Origin of the sequence: Variovorax sp. 160MFSha2.1 (assembly GCF_048305075.1) — a bacterium.
Classification (GTDB): Bacteria; Pseudomonadota; Gammaproteobacteria; order Burkholderiales; family Burkholderiaceae_C; genus Variovorax; species Variovorax guangxiensis.
In genome coordinates, this window is the sequence record NZ_CP157624.1 from 2,090,671 (window position 1) to 2,111,303 (window position 20,633).

Consider the following 20,633-nt stretch of genomic DNA (forward strand, 5'->3'; position numbering starts at 1 on the left):
GCGCGCCGGCAGCGTTCGCCGCTGCTTAACTTTTTTCTTTTCTCGAACCGATCGGACACCCATGCACGCCACCGAGACATTCGCCCGCTACGCCACCGAATTCCGCCAGGCCCGGCTCGACGACGAGGTGCTTCACCACGCCAAGCGCGCGGTGATCGACTGGCATGCCGCGCTGTTCCCGGGGCTCGATGTCGCGCCGATGCCGCAGTTGCGCGCACTGCTGGCCGACGACCTAGGCCGCGGCTGTGCGCGTCTGCCGGACGGCCGCCTCGCACCTGCCCGAGCGGCGGCGCTGCTCAACGGCACCGCGGCACACGCGGCCGAGGTGGACGACAGCTTTCGCGACGCCATGTACCACCCGGGCGCGGCCACCGTGGCGGCGGCGCTCGCCATCGCTCAGGAGCGCGGCGCCAGCGGGCTGGACTTCCTGCGTGGCGTGGTGCTCGGCTACGAGGTCTCCACGCGCATCGGCGTGACGATGGGGCGGGCCCACTATCGCCACTGGCATAACACCGGCACCGTGGGCACCTTCGGCGCGGCTGCATCCGCCGCCGGCCTCCTCGGGCTGCACGGCGCGTCCTTCGCCCATGCGCTCGCCACGGCTGCGACCTTCGCGGCGGGGCTGCAGCAGGCCTTCCGCATGGATTCGATGTCCAAGCCGCTGCATGCGGGCCGGGCCGCCGAAGGCGGCGTGCTGGCCGCGCAGCTCGCCGCCCAGGGCGTGACCGGTTCGCTCGACGTGCTCGACGGCGAGGCAGGCTTCGGCCGCGCCATGAGCGACGGCCCCGACTGGTCGGCGGTGGGCGACACGCTCGGGCGCGACTTCCACATCAAGCGGCTGACCTTCAAGAACCACATCGGTTGCGGCCACACCTTCGCGGCCATCGACGGGGCGCTGGAGCTGGCGCGCCGGCACGGTCTGCGGGCCGCGGACATCCGCCGCGTCCACGTGGCCACCTACGGCCCGGCGCTGGACATCGCCTGCTACGAGGATCCGCGCACCGAGAACGAGGCCCGCTTCAGCATGCGCTTCGTGGTGGCGACCGCGCTCGTGCACGGCAGCGTCCGCCTTGCGGCCTACATGCCCGAGCGGCTGGCCGATGCCGACGTGCGCGCGATGATGGCGCGCATCACGGCCGTGGTCGACCCGGAGATCGACGCGGCCTTCCCGGGCCGGCGTTCGGCCCGCGTCGAGATCGAGACGAACGACGGCCAGCGCCACGCCTGGCTGCAGCCCGACCGCAAGGGCGACCCCGAGCTGCCGCTGTCGGACGCGGAGCTCGACGACAAATTCCTGGAGCTCGCTGCGCCGGTGATCGGCGCCGAGCGTGCGCAGGCCCTGCTGCGCAACATCTGGTCGCTCGAAAAGGCCGATGGGCTGCAGGGGCTGACGGCCTGAGGGGCTGCCAGCGTACGACACCGCCTTCGCGCGTTCGGTATCGACGGTCCGCGCCTGCAGGCATGCAGCGCGGAGAACCGTCGCGCCTGCGCGCTCGATTTCCACGCACGAGACCCAGACGGCGGGGAGCGACGCGGTGGCCCGCAGACTTTCTTCGCCATTGCACGGCTAGATAGCAGAAAAACATATCTGCTATAGGAGCCATGTGCTTACCCTTGATGTCGGCCCCTGAAAGACTCCAGGCATGGAGACGAAAGATTCAACCGCACAGGCCGCGACGCATGCCCCCGTATCGCGCAAGCTGATCACCTATCCCTCGGCGCGCGACGGTGCGCAGATCCGCATCGAGTACGCCGACGAAGGCGAGGGGCCCGCGATCTGCATCCTTCCTTCGCTCGCGCGGTCCGGGCGCGACTACGACGAGGTCGCGGCCATGCTGGCTCGCGAGGGCTTTCGAGTGCTGCGTCCGGAGCCGCGCGGCATCGGCCGCAGCCAGGGGCCGATGCAGTCGCTGGACATGCACGACTTCGCTGCCGACGTGGCGGCAGTGCTGGACCACGAGTGCACCGGCCCGCTCGTGGTGGTGGGTCACGCATGGGGCAGCCAGCCAGCACGCACGCTGGCCGCGGACCGCCCGGACCTCGTGCGCGGCGTGGTGATGGCAGCCGCATCGGCGGGAAAGCTGCCGCCCGGGTCGCAGGAGAAGCCGTACGGCCGCCTGCGCGATGCGATCGACGGCGCGGGCGACCCGAGCCTGTCCGAAGCGCAGCGCATCGACTGCCTGCGGCGCGCCTTCTTCGCCCCGGGCCATGACCCGCGCGTCTGGCTGGACGGCTGGAGTGCCGAGGCGCACGAGGCGCAAAGCCACGCCCGGCGCGTGACGCCGGTCGACGACTACTTCTCCGCGGGCCAGCACGTGCCCATCCTCGATCTTCAGGCCGAGCACGACGCGGTGGTGATTCCCGGCGTGATGAAGCCCTACCTGGGCGACCGGGTCACGGTGCAGGTGGTTCGTGGCGCGGGCCACGCGATGGCGCCGGAACAGCCTCGCGCGATGGCCGACGCGATCGCAGCGTTTGCGCAGCGCGTCTACGGCTCGCGCGCTGGCGCATAGCGCAACGAGGCGGCCGGCTCAGCCATGGCGGCGCCACCCGAATCACATCAATACACCAGGAGACAACATGGTCAAGAAATCCAGCCTTTCCGGCCTGAAGCTGGCGCTCGCCGGCGCGGCGCTGCTCGTGGGCGCCCTCGCTCATGCGCAGGGCTATCCGAACAAGCCGATAAGAATGGTCATTCCCTACACGCCGGGCGGCTCGATCGACACCGTCGGGCGCCTCGTGGCGGACCAGCTGCAGCGACAGCTCGGACAACCCATCGTGATCGACAACGCGCCGGGCGCCTCGGGCTTCGTGGGGGCGATGCATGTGAAGAAAGCCAAGCCCGACGGCTACACGCTGCTGTTCAACGCATCGAGCCAGGCCTACCTGCCGCTGGTCGTCGCGAAGAAGACCTACGACGCGCAGCGCGACTTCACCCCCGTGGGGCAGATTGGCTACGTGCCGCTGATCGTCGCCGTCAACAACGACGTGCCGGCCAAGACCATGGGCGAGTTCGTGCGGCTGGCCAAGGCCAATCCGAACAAGTACACCTGGGCGACCTCCGGGCTCGGCACCACCAGCCACCTGAGCGAGGAGATGGTCAACCGCGCACTGGGCCTGCAGATGGAGATCGTTGCCTACAAGGGCGCCGTGCCGCAGCTGACCGACGTGATCGGCGGCCACGTCTCGGCCGCGATCTCGCCGATGCCCGGCGTCGCGCCCTTCGTGCAGGGAGGACGCCTGCGTCCGCTCGCGGTGACCAGCAAGGTGCGTGTTCCGTCCATGCCGGATGTGCCGACGCTGTCCGAGGCGGGCATGCCCGGCTTCGAGCTGCTGTCGTGGTACGGCATCTGGGGCCCCGCGGACCTTCCCGTGGACATCGCGAACCGGCTCAACAGCGAGATCGCCAAGGCAGTCGATGCGCCTTCACTGAAGGCCAAGTTCGCCGAGCTCTCCTTCGTTCCCACGAAGTCCAGCCCGGCGCAGTTCAGGCAGCTGATCGCGGACGACCTCGCCAAGATCGGCAAGGCGGTGAAGGATGCGGGCATCCGTATCGACTTCTGAGATTCACTCTTCGCCGGCTGGCATCGGCGCCGCCGGCCGATACGCGCGAAAGTCCAGCGCCCGCAGCAGCCTCGCGGTCTCCTGGATGAGGCGGCTGGCGGGCCGCGCGGTCGGCATTGCCAGCACCAGGCTGTTCCACATGGCCGGAGGCCCGATGGGGGCTGCCCGCACCTTCGCGCGGCGCGCGCTGAGATTGAGCGCGCCCTCGGGCAGGATGGAGCAGGCCATTCCCTCCTCGACCACCGTCAGCGCCGTGTGCACGGCACCCACTTCGGCCACGATGTTCAGGTTGATCTTGCGCGGCAGCATCACCGCGTCGACCAGGCTTCGGATGGGGTTCGGCACGGCGGGCAGGATCAGCGGGAAATCGGCAAGGGATGCCAGCGAGACGCGCTCGGGCAGCCGATAGCCCTCTGGCGTGACGAGCAGCAGCCGCTCGCGCATCAGGGGCTCGTAGCTCAGCAACGGCGTGGGCGGAGGGTCGAAGAGCACGCCGACGTCGATGCGCCCGGCCAGCAGGCCCTCGCGCAGCGAGAGGCTCAGGCCTTCCACCACCGACAGCATCGCATTGGGCAGCCGTTCGCGGAACTCCCGCACGAGCGGCACGCACAGGCCGCTGGCTACCCGGTTCGGCAGCCCTACAACCACCTTGCCGGCGGGCTCGTCGCTCATCTCCTTGATCTCGAACAGGGCCTGCGCGGCCGCGTTGAGCATGACGCGGGCATGGGCTTGCAGCGCATGGCCCGCCTGCGTCGGCGTGACGCCGCGGCCGGTGCGTTCCAGCAGGCGCTGGCCGAGCTCCTGTTCAAGCAATGCGACCTGTCGGCTGATGCTCGGTTGCGCCAGGTTCAGGGCGGCCGCGGCGCGGCTGAAGCTGCCTTTCTCGACCACGACGACGAAGTACTCGAGCTGTTTGAGATCCATAGCGCAAAGACATATCTGATATAGGCCTCATTCGATTTAACTTTGCTTGCGTTCGGCCCAGACTCAAGGTTTTCCCGGGGAAGCCGGGCTCGAGGAGCAACGATGAAGAGATTCGAATCGAAGGTCGCGATCGTGACCGGCGCGGGCTGCGTGGGCGCAGGCTGGGGCAACGGTCGCGCGATGGCCGTGCGGCTCGCGGAGGAGGGCGCCAGGGTGCTCGCGGTCGACCGCGACGCCGAGCGCCTGGCCGAGACCCTGTCGCTCGCTGGCAGCGCCGCGGCATCCATCACCACCTGCATCTGCGACGTGACCAGCTCCGCGAGCGTGCAAGCGATGGTCGAGGCCTGCATCGAGACCTATGGCGCGCCCGACATCCTGATCAACAACGTCGGCGGCTCGGCCGCGGGCGGCCCGGTGCAGCTCAGCGAAGAGGCCTGGGACACGCAGATCGACGTCAACCTCAAGAGCGTGTTCCTCACCTGCAAGCACGTGCTGCCGCACATGATCGAGCGCAAGCGCGGCGCCATCGTCAACGTGGCCTCGACCTCGGGCCTGCGCTGGACCGGCAGCGCGCAGGTGGCCTATGCGGCCAGCAAGGCCGGCGTGATCCATCTGTCGCGCGTGGTGGCGGTCCAGCATGCGGCCGACGGCGTGCGCGTCAACACGGTGGTACCGGGGCAGCTGCACACCCCGATGGTCGAGGCACGCCTGGCCAGGCAGCGCACCGGTGGCGACATCGAAGCGCTGCTGGCGTCGCGCGTCAAGCGCATCCCGCTGGGCTTCATGGGCGACGGCCGCGACACGGCGAGCGCGGCGCTCTACCTCGCGAGCGACGAAGCCCGCTTCGTGACCGGCACCGAACTGGTCGTGGACGGCGGCATGACGGCGCGCTGCGACTGAGCGGCCCGCAAGGCAATCAAGGAGACAAGCGATGAAGAGAAGACAAGTCCTGGCCGCGGCCGCGATGCTTTCGCTGGCATCTGCCGCATTCGCGCAGGCCGGCGGGAAGCCGGTCCGCATCGTCACCTCGTTCAGCCCGGGCGGCCCGGTCGACTTCGTGGCGCGCACGCTGGCCGAGCAACTCGGGCGCGAGCTCAAGCGCCCGGTCATCGTCGACAACAAGCCCGGCGCCAACGGCGCGCTCGGTGCATTGGAAACCCTGCGCTCCGAAGCGGACGGCAGCACGATCTGGATCACCAGCGTGGGCGCGGCCGCCATCAACCCGTCGCTGGTCGAGAAGTCGCCCTATGACACCCAGCGCGACTTCGCGCCGGTCTCGCTCGTGGCGAACAACGTGGAAGTGCTCGTGGTCGGCGCGAAGGACCCTGCAGCGGATGCCGCGGAGTTCGTGAAGACGGCCAAGGCCAGCAAGGAGTCCACGCCGATGGCCTCTTCGGGGTCCGGCAGCATTCCCCATCTGGCCCTGATTCAGCTCGAGGAAGCCACCGGCGCACGCTTCCTGCATGTGCCGTACAAAGGCATGGCACCGGCTTTCACGGACCTGATGGGCGGCCAGGTCAAGGGCGTGTTCGCCGACGTCGCGGCGATCATGCCGCACGTGCAGGGCGGCCGGCTCAAGGCGATCGGCATCGCGGCGGGCAAGCGCCATCCGTCGCTGCCGCAGGTCAAGACCTTCGACGAGCAGGGCATCAAGGCCGTAGACACGAACAACTGGTATGCGCTCTTCGTCTCGGCGAAGACGCCGCCTGCGGTGGTGCAGGAGCTCAACAAGGCCGTGCGCAGCGCGATCGCCAACCCCGATGTCAGCGCCCGGCTGCTGCGTGGTGGCGCCGAGCCGAAGACATCCACGCCGCAGGAGCTTGCAGCGCTGCTGAAGGCCGACACGGCCAAGTGGGCCGCATTGATCAAGTCACGCAACATCAAGGCCGAATGATGAGCACGAGCCATATACGCGTTCCATTGGTGGTGCCGGGCACGGTGCCCGAACTCGCCGAGGTCGAGGCCCGCATCCTCTCGGAGCGCGGCCGGATCTCGCTGCTCTACCGGGTGCTGCTCAACAGCCCGAGCATCGCCAGTGGCTGGGAGTCGATGCTGACGGCCGTGCGCAACCGCACATCGGTGCCTGCCGACCTGCGCGAGATGATCATCCTGCGCGTCGCCGTGCTCAACGAGGCGGCCTTCGAGTTCGAGGCGCATGTGCCGCATGCGCTGAAGGCCGGATTCGCGCAGGAGAAGATCGATGCGCTGCGCGCGCCCGATCCCGCAGGCGCCTTTGAAGGGGTCTTCACGCAGGATGAGCTTCTGCTGCTGGCGCTGACCGATAGGATGACGCGCGATGTCAAGGTGCCCACCGAGCTGATGGACCGCCTGAACGCGCGCTTCGAGCCTTCGGCCGTGGTCGAAGTGGTCGCCACCGTGGCGGCCTACAACATGGTGTCGCGATTCCTCGTGGCGCTGAACATTTCGCACTAGACACCGCCATGACAGATGCAACCACCGAGGCCGGCGTTCCCGCGAGGACCTATCTGGAGCGACCCTCGCAACCGAGCCTGCGCCTGCCACCCGGGGCCTGCGACAGCCATGTGCACGTCTTCGGGCCGACCGCGCGCTTTCCTTATGCGCCAGCCCGCCCGGCCACGCCGCTGGAAGCGCCCAAGGAGACGCTGTTCGCGCTGCATCGCGCCCTGGGCATCGAGCGCTGCGTGATCGTGCAGTCGATCACGCACGGCACCGACAACCGCGTGGTCGAGGACGCCATCGCGGCGGGGCAGGGCCGCTATCTCGGCATCGCCCTGGTCGAGGCCGACGTGCCCGATGCCGAACTCCAGCGCCTGGCGCAAGCGGGCATGCGCGGCGTGCGCTTCAACTTCATGCGGCACATCGCGACCACCGCGGGCGTCGAGGCGGTGCTCGCGCTGACGCCGCGTCTGGCGGCGGTCGGCATGCATTTGCAGGTGCACTTCGAGAGCGAGCTGGTCCACGAACTCTCCGCGCCGCTGCAGCGCAGCCAGGTTCAGGTGGTGATCGACCACATGGGGCGCGTGGATGCCACGCGCGGGCCGGATGCTTCCGACTTCCAGGCGCTGCTGAAACTGCTGGAGAACCCGCGCTTCCACGTGAAGGTCAGCGGCATCGATCGCGTCGACGCGCATGCAGCGCCGGCCGAGCGCTATGCCCATGGCGAGGCGCTGGCCCGCATCCTGGTGGAGCGCTTTCCCGAGCGCTGCGTGTGGGGCACCGACTGGCCGCATCCCAACCACACCCACATTCCCGACGACGGCGTGCTCGTGGATGCACTGGGCCGTATCGCGCCGGATGCGAGGCATCTGGAGCAGTTGCTCGTGCACAACCCCCAGGCCCTGTACCGGTTTCCAACCTGAGCCGCGGCTTCGACGCCACACGGTTCCATCCGAGGTGCACATGTCAACAACTGGCCGGATTCCAACCGACGTCGTACTCCTGCGATGCCATGGCCCGCTCTCGGCTCCGGCTGGGTTCGGCGAGGAAGTGGCGACCTTGCCTTGCTGGAAGGAAATCGGTGGCCGCATCGTCCGGCATGTTCATTCGCAGGCGCTGCAGCTCTCGTACGTCTACCTGGGATTGCCCCACCGCACGGCGCTGTCGAGGCACTGCCTGATCGAGCTCTCCAGGGAGGCGGGCAAGGTCTGGCCCGGCACACGGGTGGCGGCCTCCCGCCTGACGCTGATGCACGACATCGCCGGCGCCAGCGCGGACTCGTCGGCGCGCTCTCACTACGTCGTCGAGATGAAACCCGAACCCGGCTGGGGCATCGAGCTGCAACGCTGGTACGACCAGGAGCACCTGCCCGCGCTGGCAGCGGTGCCGGGCTGCATACGCGCCCAGCGCTTCTGGAACAACGACGACGAGCAGGAGTCGCTGGCGTGCTATGACCTCGTCTCGGACCGGACCACGGCCTCCGCCGAATGGCTGGCGGTCCGCGAGACGAGCTGGAGCGCTCGCGTGCGGCCCCATTTCATGAAGCCCGTGCGGACCATGTTCGCCCTGGCCGACGCCGCTCTGCCTTAGCTGATCGTCCGGCCCGCCGGCAGGAACTGCTGCGGTCGGCACGGACGGCGACCAGTTCGCGCGCCCCCCTTTGGCGCGATGCGGCGCGATACGGCGCGATGCGTCGCGCGAGGCAGCCCTGCGTCGAAGCAGCAGTCCCGCACCCTCGCTACCGCGCCGAGGCGCCGCCATCGACCGGAATGATCGCCCCGGTCATGTAGCTGGAAGCAGGCGAGGCCAGCAGCAGGGCCAGTCCCTTGATCTCGTCGGCCTGGGCCACGCGGCCGAGGGGAATGTGGGTGCGCATGCGCTCGGCGGATTCGGGAAGGCGCAGGCGCCCGCCGTTGATGTTGGTGGCGAAGGGGCCGGGCGCGATGGCGTTCACCAGCACGTTGTGCGGCGCCAGCTCCATGGCGGCCTGCCTCACCAGGTTGTTCGCCGCCGCCTTCGAGGTGACGTAGGCGTAGCCCGAGAGCGACTCGGAGCGCAGGCCCGCGATCGACGTGGTCACGACGATGCGTCCCTCCCGGCGCGGCTTCATGTGCCGCGCCGCGGCGCGCACGGTGTGCAGCACGCCGTCGAGGTTGATGCGCAGGACCTTGTCCCAGTGCGCGAGGTCGATGTTCTCCAGCTGGCCCGCCTCCACGACGAAGCCGCGTCCCGCGCTGATGCCCGCGTTCGCGAACACGCAGTCGATGGCACCGTGGCGCGCAGCCATGCTGTCCACCAGCGCGTCAACGGCCGTGGCGTCGGCCACGTCCAGCGTCGCGCCTTCAACGAGCGGATAGCGCGACTTCAGGCGCTGCACCTCGGTGTCCAGCGCCTGCGCATCCATGTCGGTCATGAGCGTGCGTGCGCCGGCCTCCAGCATGGTCTCGGCGTATGCCAGGCCGAGGCCGCTGGCGGCGCCGGTGACCAGCACGCTGCGCCCGGTGAGGTCGAAAAGCGAAGCGATGCTCATGCGGCCTCCGCCTTCTTCGTCATTGGCAGCAGGGTCTCCCAGTGCTCCGCCGCCTCGATCATGTAGTGGACCGTGAGCACCACCTTCTTGAAGTACCACCGGCCGTCGATGCGCACGTAGGCGTCGTCGAAGCGGCCCACCACGTAGAAGCTCTTGCCGCCGTGCACCGGTCGGCCGTCCAGGTAGGACTGGCCGGTGCCCGTGTCGCCGTCGACGCTCACCTCGTGCTGGTGGATGAACTGCCGCGCGTATTGCACGGGGAAGTTCTCGAAGAAGGTGCGGATGGCCTCGCGGCCGAAGACCTCGGGTCGGCCGTTGTAGATGATGCTGGCGTCCGGCGCGAACAGTTCGTACAGGCGCGGGCCCTGGTCCTCGTTGACCAGCGTGTGGTAGCGCGCACGAAGGGCGCGGATCGCCTCCACGCTCTCCAACTGGTCGACGCGGCGCTGAAGGGCCTGAAGTTGTTGTGCGACCTGCGCGAGCGTGTTGCCGGATTCCGTGTTCATTCGAAGTCTCCTGTAGAAAGTGCTCGGCCCTGGCAGCGCAGGGCCGTCGTGTGGAAGGAAGAAAGCGCCGTTTCACCCCGCGTCGGGGTGCTCCCTGCCGAAGTCGGAAAGGATCGCGCGCATGCGCTTCTCGACGGACGCGCCCGTGTGGGCGTGCGGGATCACGTAGAAGCGCCCCGCGCGCACGGCCGCCAGCGTGGCCGAGGCCGCGTCCGTCGCGTCGATGGGGGATGCCGCCATGCCTTGGCGCACCCTCTCGTCATAGGCTGCGGCGGGCGCGACGGTATCGGCGAGGTTGTCGGGCCGGTTGCGCTGCGACACGTGAATGCCGGTGGGCAGCAGCGAAGGGCAGACCACGGTCACGCCGATCGGCGAGCCGGCCTGCTCCAGATCGCGCGCGAGGCATTCCGAGAAGGCGACCACTGCGTGCTTGCTCGCGCTGTACACGGCGGAGCCCGCCAGCGTCGCGAGCCCGGCGGCCGACGCCGTGTTGATCACATGGGCCGGGCGGCCGCGTGCGCGCATGCGCGGAACGAAGCTGCGCACGCCGTTGGCGACGCCCAGCACGTTCACGCCCAGCACCCACTGCCAGTCCGCATCGGTCGCGGCCCAGGCGGGCCCGAGCACCGCGACGCCCGCATTGTTGAAGAGCCAGTCGACGCCGCCGAAGCGGTCGTCGCAGGCTTGTGCGAAAGCCTCGACGTCTGCAGCGCGACTCACGTCGCAGCGCTGCGCCAGCGTGGGCACGCCCATCGATCGAACCAGCGCCTCGGTGGCCGCGAGCGCCTCGACCTCCACGTCGGCGAGCGCCACGGCCATGCCCTCGCCCGCGCAGGCCAGGGCCAGCGCGCGGCCGATGCCGCTGCCCGCGCCGGTGACGGCGGCCACGGCGGGTGCAGCGAGGGTGCGCGGTGTGGAGGCAGCAGTCATTCCAGCGTCACTCCCGCCGTGCGAAGGACTTCCGTCCACTTGGCGGCTTCCTTGGCCACATAGACCTGGAACTCCGCATGCGGCATGTCGATGATGAAGCCGCCCGCCGATTCGAGCGTGTTCTTCACCTCCTGCGAGCGCAGCGCTTCCGAGGTCTCCACGGACAAGCGCTTGACGATGTGCTCCGGCGTCTTCGCGGGCGCGAAGAACCCGCCCCAGGTCAGCGACTCGACACCTGGGTAGCCGGCCTCCGCCATGGTCGGCACCTCCGGCAGCATCGGCATGCGCTGTCCGCGCGTGACTGCCAGTGCGCGCAGCTTGCCGCTGCGGATGTGCGGCGCGGCGGTCTGGAGGAAGTCGAACATCGCATCGACGTTGCCCGAGACGAGGTCGACCAGTGCCGCCGAAGTCGCCTTGTAAGGCACGTGCGTGAAGCGCGCGCCGGTGCGCGTCTGCAGCAGCTCCAGGCACAGGTGCCCGCCGGTGCCGTTGCCGCCCGAGCCGAAGTTGAGCTTGCCCGGGTTCTTCTTCGCGAGCTCGACCAGTTCACTCACCGAACCGACGCCGAGCCTGGGGTTCACCACCAGCACGTTCGGGTTGCCCGAGAGTCCGTGGATGGCCACGAAGTCCTTCACCGGGTCGTAGCGGATCGTCTTGTACAGCGCGCTGTTGGTGCCCTGGGTGCCTTGCGTGCCCAGCAGCAGCGTGTAGCCGTCAGGCGATGCGCGCGAGACGAATTCCGCACCGATCGAGCCGCTCACGCCCACCTTGTTGTCGATCACGATGGGCTGGCCCAGTCGCGCGGCGAGCACGCGCGCGATCACGCGGGCCTGCAGGTCGACGACGCTGCCTGCCGAAAAGGGCACCACCAGCGTGATGGGCCGGCTGGGGTAGGTCTCCTGGGCGCGCAGCACCGGCGCGAGCGGAAGCAGGCCGGTGGCGAGCGCGAATTGGCGTCGGGTGAGGCTCATGTGTGTCTCCCGGATCAGTTCTGCCTGAGGATCTCGGCCCACGGGGCGTGGCCCGCGAGCACGTCGCTGCCTTCCAGGTCGACCTCGAAGTTCTCGAGCACGCGGCACACCAGCATGTAGTAGCCGATGGTCATCACGACCTCCATCAGCTGCTGGTGCGGCAGCTCGGCGGCCAGCGCATCGAACATCTCGCGCGGCGCCTTGACCTGGCGCACCACGGCGTCGGTGAAATCGAGCACGCGGCATTCGAGTTCGCTGAACGGGGCCCTGTCGACGCTGCCCTGCGGATGGTCGAGCACCGCCTCGACCTGGGTGGCTGGCACGCCGGCCTGCGCGGCCACGCGGCGGTGCTGTGTCACCTCGTAGCTGGAGCCGCACAGCGCGCCCACGCGCAGGATCACCAGCTCGCGCAGCGACACCGGCAGCGAGGCGTTCCGCAGGATGCTGGAGCCCAGGGCCAGGAAGCCCTGCGCGGTGGCGCCGCCGTGAGCCACCATGCGGTAGATGTTGAGAGGAGGGCGCCCGCCCAGCAGTGCGTGGAGTTCAGCGGGCGCCTGGGCGAGGTCGAAGTAGGGGATGCGAGCCATGGTCTTTTTCAGTCGAGTCGGATGGCGGCGGCGCGGATCACCTCGCGCCACCGGAGGGTTTCGCTGCGCGCGAAGTCGGCCAGCGCCTGGGGCGTGCCGCCCTGTGGCTCGATCGTCAGTTCGCGCATGCGGTCGGCCACTGCCGCGGTCTGCAGCGCGCGGTTCACTTCCTGGTTGAGCCTGTCGATGACGGGCGGCGGCGTGCCGCTGGGCGCCCACAGTCCGCCCCAGGCCGCGATCTCGCAGTCGGGCAGGCCCAGTTCCTCGAAGGTCGGCACCTGCGGCAGCAGCGGCAGCCGGGCGCGCGAGGTGACGGCCAGCGGGCGGATCTTCTCGCTGCGGATGTAGGCGAGGTTGCCCGCCACGTTGTCGAAGATCGCGGGCACCTGCCCACCGAGCACGTCGGTGAGCGCCGGAGCGCTGCCCTTGTACGGGATGTGTGCGAGCTGCACCTTGGCCGCGCGGTTGAGCAGTACGAGCGAAAGATGGCCGCTGGTGGCATTGCCGGGCGTGGCGACGGCGATGCGCTCGGGCTTGGCCCTGGCCATGGCCAGAAAGCTCTTGAGGTCGCGCGCCTCGAAGGCCGGGTTGACGCACAGCACGTTGTAGACCTTGCCTTCGAGCGCGATGGGCGCGAAGTCCTTCACCGGGTCGTAGTCCAGCTTCGGATAGAGGCTGACGTTCATCGCGTGGGTCGCGTTGCTGCCGTAGAAGAGCGTGTAGCCGTCGGGCGCACTGCGCGCCGCCGCCGCGGCCGCGATGTTTCCGGAGGCCCCCGGACGGTTGTCGACGATCACCGGCTGGCCCAGCTGGCGGCCCAGTTGCTCGGCCAGGCGTCGCGAGGACTGGTCGGCCGAGCCGCCCGCCGGAAAGCCCACGATCAGGCGTATGGGGCGGCTGGGGTAGGCATCGTCGCGCGCCGCCATCGCGGCGCCCAGGTGCGGCGCCGCGACCGTGCAGGCGGCTGCCTGGAGGAATCGGCGTCTCTGAAGCGGCTGCATGGTCTTGCTCAGGCCGAGGCGCGCGGCGCGGCGATGCCGCCGGTCAGGCCGCCATCGACGACCAGCGCGTGGCCGTTCACGTAGGAGGCTTCGTGCGACATCAGGAACAGGGCCGCATAGGCCACTTCCCAGCCGGTTCCCTGGCGGCCGAAGGGCAGCGGCATCGCGAGGCGGTCGGACCTGCGGCGCGTCGCCGCGCGGCCGATGGGCGTGTCCATCAGGCCGGGCAGGATGCTGTTGCAGCGCACGCCCCTGGCCTGCCCCGCCATCGCGATGGAGCGGGCGAGCGACACCTGCGCCGCCTTGGTCGTCTCGTAGGCCGGGTTGAAGCTGGAGTTGCGCAGCGCCGCGATCGACGACAGCAGCACGATCGAGCCGCCGGGCGCCATGTGCCGCAGCGCCTGCTGCCCGAACAGCATGCACGAGCGCACGTTGGTGGCGTGCTCTCGGTCCCAGGCCTCGGCGGTCTGGTTGTCCAGCGAGAGCCCGCTGGCCACGCCCACCACCATCACGAGGCCGTCGAGGCCGCCCATCTTCTGCACCGCGCGCTCCACCGTCGATGCGGCGGCCTCGGGCTGCGAGACGTCGGCCACCTCGGCATGGGCCGTCGCGCCCGATGCGCGCACCAGCTCGCAGGTCTGCTGCAGCGAGGCGGGGTTGATGTCGACGCAGCTCAGCGTCGCGCCCTCGTGCGCGAACAGCAGCGAGATCGCCCGGCCGTTGCCCACGGGCGGATCGGGGTCGTCGATGTCGCGCTGGCCCGCGCCCACCACCAGGATGCGCCGCTGCGCGAGGCGTTGCGCGGAGGGTCGGAGGTTGCCGAGCGCTTCGGCGAAAAGTTGCTGCTCGGGCTGGATGGCTTGCGAGGGCATGAACGTCTCCTTCTTCGTCTTTCAATGCGTTCATGGTTCGATTTTGGAAACGTTTCCGAAATGGTGGAAACCCTCGCCCGCTGTCACCTAAGATTCACCCCGTCCCAGTCCCCGTCTCCTTGCTCGCAAGGGAATCTCCATCCGAATGAATGCAGGAAAACAGAAGATCGATCTGCGCGACGTGGCGCGCCTGGCGGGCGTCTCGCTGGGCAGCGCATCGCGCGCGATGAACGGCGCCGGCGCCTCGGCGGCCACGCAGGAGAAGGTCAACCAGGCGGCTGCGGCGCTGGGCTACCGGCCCAACCACGCGGCGCGCGTGCTGCGCTCGAGGCTCAGCCGCACCGTCGGGTGCCTGCTGCCCGACATCTCGAACCCGCTGTATGCGCAGGTGTTCCGCGCGCTGGAAGACGAGTTCCTGCGCCACGACTACCTGCTGCTGCTGGCCAACGGCGCCAACGACGTCGATCGCGAGACGAAGGCGTTGGGAACGTTCACGCAGCGTGGCATGGACGGCGTGATCCTCGCGCCCGGCAACGAGCGCAACGCGGCGCTGGTGGAGGCGCTGCGGGTGCTGCCGATGCCGGCCGTCGTGTTCGACCGCGAGGTCAGCGGCGCCCACGACGCCGTGCTCATCGACCACGCGGGCGGCGTGCGGCGCGTGGTCGAGCACCTGCTGGGCCTGGGGCACCGCGACATCGCCCTCGTGCTCTGGCAGGGCGACACGCGGCCGGTGCGCCGCCGCGTGCAGGGCTTTCGCACCGCGTTCCAGGCCGCGGGCCTGCCGGTGCCCGACCTGCTGGTGCAGGCGCGCAGCGTCACGGCCTCGGTCAAGGCGGAAGTCACGGAGCTGCTTGCGCGACCCGACCGGCCGACCGCGCTGATCGTGCAGGGCACGCACATGCTCAACAGCGCGCTGCGCGCCGTCGCCGCGCGCGGGCTCCAGGTGCCGCGCGACATCTCGGTGGTCGCCATCGGCGACACGCCTTTCGCGGCCGAGCACGACCCCGCGGTGAGCGTGCTCGACATCGACCAGGCCGAGACCGCGCGCTGCCTGGTCGACCTGCTGCTCACGCGGATCGCCGACAACGGCCTGCCGCAGCGCAAGGCGCGCGTCGGGCTGCGCTACGTGGAGCGCGATTCGGTGGCCGCGCCGCCGCGGTATTCCTGAACGAGCGCATCCACCAGCTCGGCGACCGTCGGCACGGCGCGCACGCCGGAGACCGAGTGGCCCGCGCTCCAGATGTCCGTCCAGCGCTGGCTGGGCGCCGCATTGGCGCCGCCGCCGTAGCGTCTTCTCGCTTCTTCCACCGAGATGCTTTCGTCGAGCGTCGAGATGTCGATGCCCAGCCGCCGTGCCGAGGGCGCCAGGAAACTGGCGGGCAGGCCGGTGAAGCCGCGCGTGAGCAGCACGTCGTCGATCGAGCTGTCGACCAGCATGCGCCGGTATTCGTCGCTCGCCAGGCTCTCCTGCGTGGCGATGAAGCGGGTGCCCATGATGCCGAGGTCGCAGCCGAGCTCCCTGGCGGCGCGCAGGGCCACACCGTCCGACAGCCCGCCGGCCAGCACGATGGGGCCGTCGAACACCCCGCGCACCGCGCGCACGAAGGCGAAGGGGTTCGCCCAGCCGGTGTGGCCGCCGGCGCCCGCAGTGAGCAGCACGAGGCCGTCGACACCCGACTCGACGGCGCGCACCGCATGGTGCAGCGAGGCCACGTCGGCGAACACCCGGCAGCCGCCTTCGTGCAGGCGCGGAACCACCGCAGCGGGCGAGCCCACGCTGGTGATCACGAGCTGCGCGCGGTGCCGTGCGATGAGCTCGACCTCGGCCATCACACGCGCGGGGTCGCGCCGCATGATGAGGTTGGGGCAGTAGGGCGCCGTGCGTCCAGGTGCGGCGGCGGCTTCTTCGTCCAGGCGGGTGAGCCACTTGTCGAATTCGTCGAGCGTCTGGCAGTTGGCCGTCGGAAAGGCGCCGATCACGCCTGCGGTGCAAGCGGCGGAGACCAGTTCGATGCCGGAGACACGAAGCATGGGCGCGGCGATCAGCGGCAGAGCCAGTCGATCGAGGAAGGGGAGTGCTTTGGTCATTGCAGTGCGGTCGATGCGTTCAGGTGCGCCAGCGCGGCGCGCGTTTGCCGGATGAGTTCCTCGACGATCGTGGCCAGCGGCTCGGTGCGCGTGGCGAAGCCGATGGCGGGCCCGAGCGAGAGCATGCCGCCGCGCCAGTCGCCGTCGCCGTAGCAGCGGTCGCGCGCCACGCGGCTGTCGAGCAGGGTGCCGAAGGCGGCGTGGTCGGCCGCGCCGGCGCGCTCGATGGCGTCGACCTGCGCGGCGGTGTCGTTGCGCAGCACGCGCCAGGTGTTGCCCAGCGTGTGCAGCAGGCGCACGGTGCTGTGCTCGTCGCAGCCCAGCAGGTGGTTCTTGTAGGCGGCGTGGGCAGACACCTCGTCGCTCACGAGGAAGCGGCTTCCCATCAGCACGCCGTCGGCACCGAGCGCGAGCGCGGCGGCGATCTGGCTGCCATGGCCGATGCCGCCGCCAAGCACCAGCGGAACGTGGAACTGCCCGCGCGCCGTGGCCAGCGCGCCCATCAGCATGGTCGGCAGCTCGTTGGCGCCGGGGTGCCCGCCTTCCTCCATGCCGACCAGCGCGACCGCATCGGCGCCGGCCGCCTGGGCGGCGAGGGCATGCCGCACGCTCGATGCCTTGTGGATCACGATGCCGCCGGCTTCGTGGATGGCCCTGATCAGCGCATCGGGCGCGTAGCCCGCGCTCTCGAAGTGCCGCACGCCATGTTCGAGCGCGGTCTCCAGCGAAGCCCGCACACCGGCGTTGGCCTGCGGGCGCGCCGACAGCGTAAGGTTGACGCCGAAAGGACGGCCCCCGGTGATCTCGCTGCAGCGCTGCAGCTGCTCGCGCAGCGCGGCTTCATCATCGAAAGAGCGCGGTGTGATGAAGCCCATGCAGCCTGCGTTGGTCAGCGCGCCCACATAGCGCGCGTCCGAGAGCCACATCAGCCCGCCGCCGAGGATCGGATAGGCCAGGCCGAAGAGCCGCGTCAGCCGCGTGGGTAGCGGTGGCTGGCTCACTGCAACAGCTGCCGTGCGTTGTCGAGGCCGGGCGCGCCGCCGAGCGCGGATGGATCGACGCCCGCGAGCGGCACCGGAAAGCGCACCAGCGACAGCGCCTCGGCGCCGTTGAGCAGGCCGCGCTGCGCGAACTGCGGCAGCGCAGCGAGATCTGCAGGCGACACCACGGGCGCGACGGGCAGGTCGTTGCGGGCCATCGTCTCGAAGGCTTCGGCCGAATCGCGCGTGGCGAGCTGCTGCGCGATGCGGTCGTTGATGGCCTGTGCCTGCTTCTTGCGCGCGCCCAGCGAGCGGTAGGCATCGCCTGTGAAGTCGCCCATGTCGAGCACCTGGCAAAGCCGCGCCCAGAAATGGTCTTCGAGCGCGGCGACGCTCAGGTGCTGCCCGTCGCGGCAGCGGAAGCTGCCGTACGCGGGCTTCAGCTGCGTGGACGCGCGCTGGCGCTCGAGGCTGTCCGCGCCGTCGGCGCGGTAGGCGCCCAGGCGTGGGTTCATCCAGTGCAGCACGCAGTCGGCCAGGGCCACGTCCAGGTGCTGGCCCTGGCCCGTGTGTTCGCGCTGCAGCAGCGCCGCCAGCGTGGACGACAGCGCATACATCGAGCCGCACAGGTCCGCCACCGGCAAGCCGAAGTTCTGCGTGGGCGGGCCGCCGGGTTCGCCCGAGACCGCGAGCGCGCCCGATGCGGCAAGGTAGTTGATGTCGTGGCCCGGCAGCTGCGCCCAGGGCCCCTGCTGGCCGTAGCCGCTGAGGGAGACGTACACCAGGCGCGGGAAGCGCTCGCACAGGCTCGCGTAGTCCAGGCCCAGGCGCGCCATCACGCCGGGGCGGTACGACTCCACCAGCACGTCGGCCTGCGCCACGAGCTCGTGCACGCGGGCGCGCTGCGCCTCGTCCTTCAGGTCCGCGAGCAGGCTGAGCTTGCCCCGGTTGACCGCCTCGAAGCCGCCCGGCCCCATGCGCCGCGCGTTGTCGCCGCCGGGCGGGCGCTCGATCTTGATGACGCGCGCGCCCATCTCCGCGAGGTTCTGCGTGAAGAAGGGGCCGGGCAGCAGTTCGCTGAAGTCGAGCACGGTGACGCCCGCGAGCGGGCCGCCGGCGCTCACGCTGCCCCTCGCTCGACGATCACCGCGTCCAGCGGCAGGGCGCCTTCGCCCCGGGCGCCGACCCAGATCGGGTTGAGGTCCATCTCCTCGATGCGCTCGGCGTTCGCCGTCACGAACTCGGACACACCCAGCAGCAGCCGCTCCAGCGCGGGCACGTCGGCCATGGGGCGGCCGCGCGCGCCGTCGAGCACGGGGAAGCAGCGCATCTCGCGCACCATCGAAGCGGCATCCTCGGGGCTCAGCGGGAGCAGCCGGCGCGTGACGTCGCGCAGGATCTCCACGTAGACCCCGCCCAGGCCGAATGTCATCACATGCCCGAACACCGGATCGCGCGTGACGCCCGCCATCAGCTCCACGCCGCCGCCCGGCGCCATCTTCTCGATCAGCAGGCCGTCGATGGCCGCATCGGGCTTGTGATGCCGGGCCGAGGCCATGATGTCGTCCCATGCCAGCGCCAGCTGCGCGCCGTCGGCGATGCCGATGCGCACGCCGCCGATGTCCGACTTGTGCAGGATGTCGGGGCTCGCGATCTTCGCGACCACCGGATAGCCCATGCCGTCGGCGATACGGCGCGCTTCTTCACGCGTGCGCGCCACGGCCACGGGCAGCAGCGGGATGCCGGCCTTCTCCAACAGGGCCTTGGCCTGCAGTTCCGAGAGGTTGCGCACCTCGTCCTGCGCCGCTGGCACTGCGGCCGGAAGGCGGCGCGCCGGGCGGCCCGCCGCGCTGCGGTGCCAGCGGCCCCATTCGGTCCAGCGCCGGATCGCGGCGATCGCCTTGCCGACCGAGCGCGGCGGCGCGAAGCCGGCTTCCACCAGCATGCGGTAGCCCTCGCCGAGCCGGTCGCTCATCCAGATCGGCACGATGGGGCTTTGCACACGCTGCTGCGCGGCGATGATGGTCTGCGCCATGCGGATGGTGGTCTCGCCGTAGTCGAGTGCGATCGGCGTGACCACGCAGCCCGTGTTGGGGTCCGCCGCCACCGCGCCGAGCGTGCTCTCGACGAGGTCGGCGTCGCTGAGCACGGCGGCCGTGGTGTCGACCGGGTTGTTGATGGCCGCGTAGTCGGGCAGCTTGCTGCGAAGCAGCTCGGTGGTCTCGGGCGCGAACTCGGCCAGCGTGAGGCCGGCGGTGCCCACCGCATCGGCGGTCAGCGCGGTGGTGCCGCCCGAGGAGCAGTACACGCCGATCGCTTCGCGTTCGCCGGGCATGGCGCGCGCGAAGAGCCAGGCCGTGTCGACCAGTTCGTCGATGTCGTCGACCTCGATCACGCCGTACTGGCGGAACACCGCGCTGTTGACCTCGGCCGAGCCTGTCAGCGAAGCTGTGTGCGACTGCGCGGCGCGCTGGCCGTACTCCGACTTGCCGACCTTCAGCGCGATCACCGGCTTGCCGTTGTCCGCCGCGCACTGGAGCGCGGCCAGGAAGCGCGGGCCGTCCTTGATGCCTTCGAGCAAGGTCACGATCACCTTGATGTCCGGCGCGGTCGCCATGTAGTGGATGAAGTCGGCCACCTGCAGGTCGACCTCGTTGCCGGTGGAGGCCCACAGGCCGATGCCGATGCCGCGCTCCATGGCCTGCATCACGTTGCGTCCCAGGCCGCCGCCCTGCGTGGCCAGGCCGATCGGGCCCTTGACCAGGTCGTGCGGAAACGACGGCGAGAAGGTCATGCCCAGGCGGGCATTGACGTTGGTCAGGCCCGGGCAGTTCGGGCCGTAGATGCGCATGCCGGCCTGCTCGGCGATCTCCTTGAGCCGGGCCTGGGCGCGTTGGCCCTCGGCACCGGCCTCGCCGAAGCCCGAGGTGAGGATGATCGCGAAGGGCACGCGCCGGGCCGCGCATTCCTCCATCACCGCGATGACGCCCGAAGCGGGCACGGCGATCACGGCGACGTCGGGTGTCTGCGGCAGCGAGGCGATGCTGGGCCAGCAGCGATGGCCGCGCAGTTCGCTCTTGGTGGGGTTGACCAGGTAGAGCTCGCCGTCGATCTGCGAATGGTCGAGCAGGTTGCTCAGGGTGCGCCCGCCGATGCTCTGCGGCCGCTCGGAGGCGCCGACCAGGGCGATGGCGCGCGGATTGATGAGGCGAGACAGGTCGGTGCTGAAGGCCGGATGGGTCATGCTGTGCGACTCCCGCGG

At 70.0% G+C, this 20,633-nt stretch carries 21 protein-coding genes; 9 read left to right on the forward strand and 12 right to left on the reverse strand.

The features are described from left to right. Window positions 1–61 precede the first annotated feature (61 nt). From ABL838_RS09220 to ABL838_RS09230, 3 genes are all read left to right on the forward strand, one after another. Entirely contained in the window at window positions 62–1,399 is a 1,338-nt protein-coding gene (locus ABL838_RS09220) for an MmgE/PrpD family protein (RefSeq protein ID WP_418125109.1), read from the forward strand. A 244-nt stretch (window positions 1,400–1,643) separates the two neighbouring features. Continuing rightward, complete coding sequence (locus ABL838_RS09225) at window positions 1,644–2,513, forward strand: alpha/beta fold hydrolase (protein ID WP_369659036.1); 870 nt, start codon at window positions 1,644–1,646, stop codon at window positions 2,511–2,513. Between the two features lie 67 nt (window positions 2,514–2,580). Beyond that, on the forward strand, window positions 2,581–3,564 hold the full coding sequence (locus ABL838_RS09230; RefSeq protein WP_418125110.1) for a Bug family tripartite tricarboxylate transporter substrate binding protein: 984 nt from the start codon (window positions 2,581–2,583) through the stop codon (window positions 3,562–3,564). Window positions 3,565–3,567: 3 nt separating this feature from the next. Here the strand turns inward: ABL838_RS09230 and ABL838_RS09235 are convergent, their stop codons facing one another. After that, on the reverse strand, window positions 3,568–4,488 hold the full coding sequence (locus tag ABL838_RS09235) for a LysR substrate-binding domain-containing protein (protein WP_126024497.1): 921 nt from the start codon (window positions 4,486–4,488) through the stop codon (window positions 3,568–3,570). Window positions 4,489–4,590: 102 nt separating this feature from the next. Here ABL838_RS09235 and ABL838_RS09240 point away from each other — a divergent pair, with 102 nt between their 5' ends. From ABL838_RS09240 to ABL838_RS09260, 5 genes are all read left to right on the forward strand, one after another. After that, window positions 4,591–5,388 (forward strand): SDR family NAD(P)-dependent oxidoreductase, encoded by a 798-nt coding sequence (locus tag ABL838_RS09240; protein ID WP_369659033.1) that lies wholly within the window; start codon window positions 4,591–4,593, stop codon window positions 5,386–5,388. A gap of 31 nt (window positions 5,389–5,419) precedes the next feature. After that, window positions 5,420–6,382, forward strand: coding sequence for a Bug family tripartite tricarboxylate transporter substrate binding protein (locus ABL838_RS09245; protein ID WP_418125111.1), 963 nt, complete (start codon window positions 5,420–5,422; stop codon window positions 6,380–6,382). Then, window positions 6,382–6,921 carry a carboxymuconolactone decarboxylase family protein gene (locus tag ABL838_RS09250; protein WP_418125112.1) on the forward strand — a complete coding sequence of 180 codons (540 nt, stop codon included), beginning with the start codon at window positions 6,382–6,384 and terminating at the stop codon, window positions 6,919–6,921. Before ABL838_RS09245 ends, ABL838_RS09250 begins: the two co-directional genes overlap by 1 nt. An 8-nt stretch (window positions 6,922–6,929) precedes the next feature. Beyond that, complete coding sequence (locus ABL838_RS09255) at window positions 6,930–7,829, forward strand: amidohydrolase family protein (protein WP_418125113.1); 900 nt, start codon at window positions 6,930–6,932, stop codon at window positions 7,827–7,829. Between the two features lie 136 nt (window positions 7,830–7,965). Further along, a complete protein-coding gene (locus ABL838_RS09260) occupies window positions 7,966–8,496 on the forward strand; it encodes a hypothetical protein (RefSeq protein WP_418125114.1) in 531 nt (176 codons plus the stop codon). 148 nt (window positions 8,497–8,644) lie between these two features. On the opposite strand, the gene ABL838_RS09265 is transcribed toward ABL838_RS09260, so the two are convergent. The 7 genes from ABL838_RS09265 to ABL838_RS09295 all read right to left on the reverse strand — a co-directional run bounded on the left by ABL838_RS09265 (window position 8,645) and on the right by ABL838_RS09295 (window position 14,303). Continuing rightward, complete coding sequence (locus ABL838_RS09265) at window positions 8,645–9,436, reverse strand: SDR family NAD(P)-dependent oxidoreductase (RefSeq protein ID WP_418125115.1); 792 nt, start codon at window positions 9,434–9,436, stop codon at window positions 8,645–8,647. Then, entirely contained in the window at window positions 9,433–9,942 is a 510-nt protein-coding gene (locus ABL838_RS09270) for a nuclear transport factor 2 family protein (protein ID WP_184635827.1), read from the reverse strand. The genes ABL838_RS09265 and ABL838_RS09270 overlap by 4 nt, the downstream gene beginning before the upstream one ends. Before the next feature lie 72 nt (window positions 9,943–10,014). Continuing rightward, a complete protein-coding gene (locus ABL838_RS09275; protein ID WP_418125116.1) occupies window positions 10,015–10,872 on the reverse strand; it encodes an SDR family NAD(P)-dependent oxidoreductase in 858 nt (285 codons plus the stop codon). Further along, on the reverse strand, window positions 10,869–11,843 hold the full coding sequence (locus tag ABL838_RS09280; RefSeq protein ID WP_418125117.1) for a Bug family tripartite tricarboxylate transporter substrate binding protein: 975 nt from the start codon (window positions 11,841–11,843) through the stop codon (window positions 10,869–10,871). Before ABL838_RS09280 ends, ABL838_RS09275 begins: the two co-directional genes overlap by 4 nt. Before the next feature lie 14 nt (window positions 11,844–11,857). After that, window positions 11,858–12,430 carry a carboxymuconolactone decarboxylase family protein gene (locus ABL838_RS09285; RefSeq protein ID WP_418125118.1) on the reverse strand — a complete coding sequence of 191 codons (573 nt, stop codon included), beginning with the start codon at window positions 12,428–12,430 and terminating at the stop codon, window positions 11,858–11,860. A gap of 8 nt (window positions 12,431–12,438) precedes the next feature. After that, on the reverse strand, window positions 12,439–13,431 hold the full coding sequence (locus tag ABL838_RS09290) for a Bug family tripartite tricarboxylate transporter substrate binding protein (RefSeq protein WP_184635835.1): 993 nt from the start codon (window positions 13,429–13,431) through the stop codon (window positions 12,439–12,441). Between the two features lie 8 nt (window positions 13,432–13,439). Further along, window positions 13,440–14,303, reverse strand: coding sequence for an SDR family NAD(P)-dependent oxidoreductase (locus ABL838_RS09295; protein ID WP_418125119.1), 864 nt, complete (start codon window positions 14,301–14,303; stop codon window positions 13,440–13,442). A 145-nt stretch (window positions 14,304–14,448) separates the two neighbouring features. Between ABL838_RS09295 and ABL838_RS09300 the strand changes: the two genes are divergently transcribed. Continuing rightward, on the forward strand, window positions 14,449–15,471 hold the full coding sequence (locus tag ABL838_RS09300; RefSeq protein ID WP_418125120.1) for a substrate-binding domain-containing protein: 1,023 nt from the start codon (window positions 14,449–14,451) through the stop codon (window positions 15,469–15,471). Here the strand turns inward: ABL838_RS09300 and ABL838_RS09305 are convergent. Genes ABL838_RS09305 through ABL838_RS09320 form a run of 4 tightly spaced genes read right to left on the reverse strand, consistent with a single transcriptional unit; the run spans window position 15,426 to window position 20,615 of the window. Next, complete coding sequence (locus ABL838_RS09305) at window positions 15,426–16,391, reverse strand: NAD(P)H-dependent flavin oxidoreductase (protein ID WP_418125121.1); 966 nt, start codon at window positions 16,389–16,391, stop codon at window positions 15,426–15,428. The two genes, ABL838_RS09300 and ABL838_RS09305, sit on opposite strands and share 46 nt — an antisense overlap. Then, window positions 16,388–17,392 (reverse strand): NAD(P)H-dependent flavin oxidoreductase, encoded by a 1,005-nt coding sequence (locus ABL838_RS09310; protein WP_418125122.1) that lies wholly within the window; start codon window positions 17,390–17,392, stop codon window positions 16,388–16,390. Before ABL838_RS09310 ends, ABL838_RS09305 begins: the two co-directional genes overlap by 4 nt. Beyond that, complete coding sequence (locus ABL838_RS09315) at window positions 17,389–18,495, reverse strand: CaiB/BaiF CoA transferase family protein (RefSeq protein WP_418125123.1); 1,107 nt, start codon at window positions 18,493–18,495, stop codon at window positions 17,389–17,391. The genes ABL838_RS09310 and ABL838_RS09315 overlap by 4 nt, the downstream gene beginning before the upstream one ends. Beyond that, a complete protein-coding gene (locus ABL838_RS09320; protein WP_418125124.1) occupies window positions 18,492–20,615 on the reverse strand; it encodes an acetate--CoA ligase family protein in 2,124 nt (707 codons plus the stop codon). The genes ABL838_RS09315 and ABL838_RS09320 overlap by 4 nt, the downstream gene beginning before the upstream one ends. Between the last annotated feature and the right edge of the window lie 18 nt (window positions 20,616–20,633).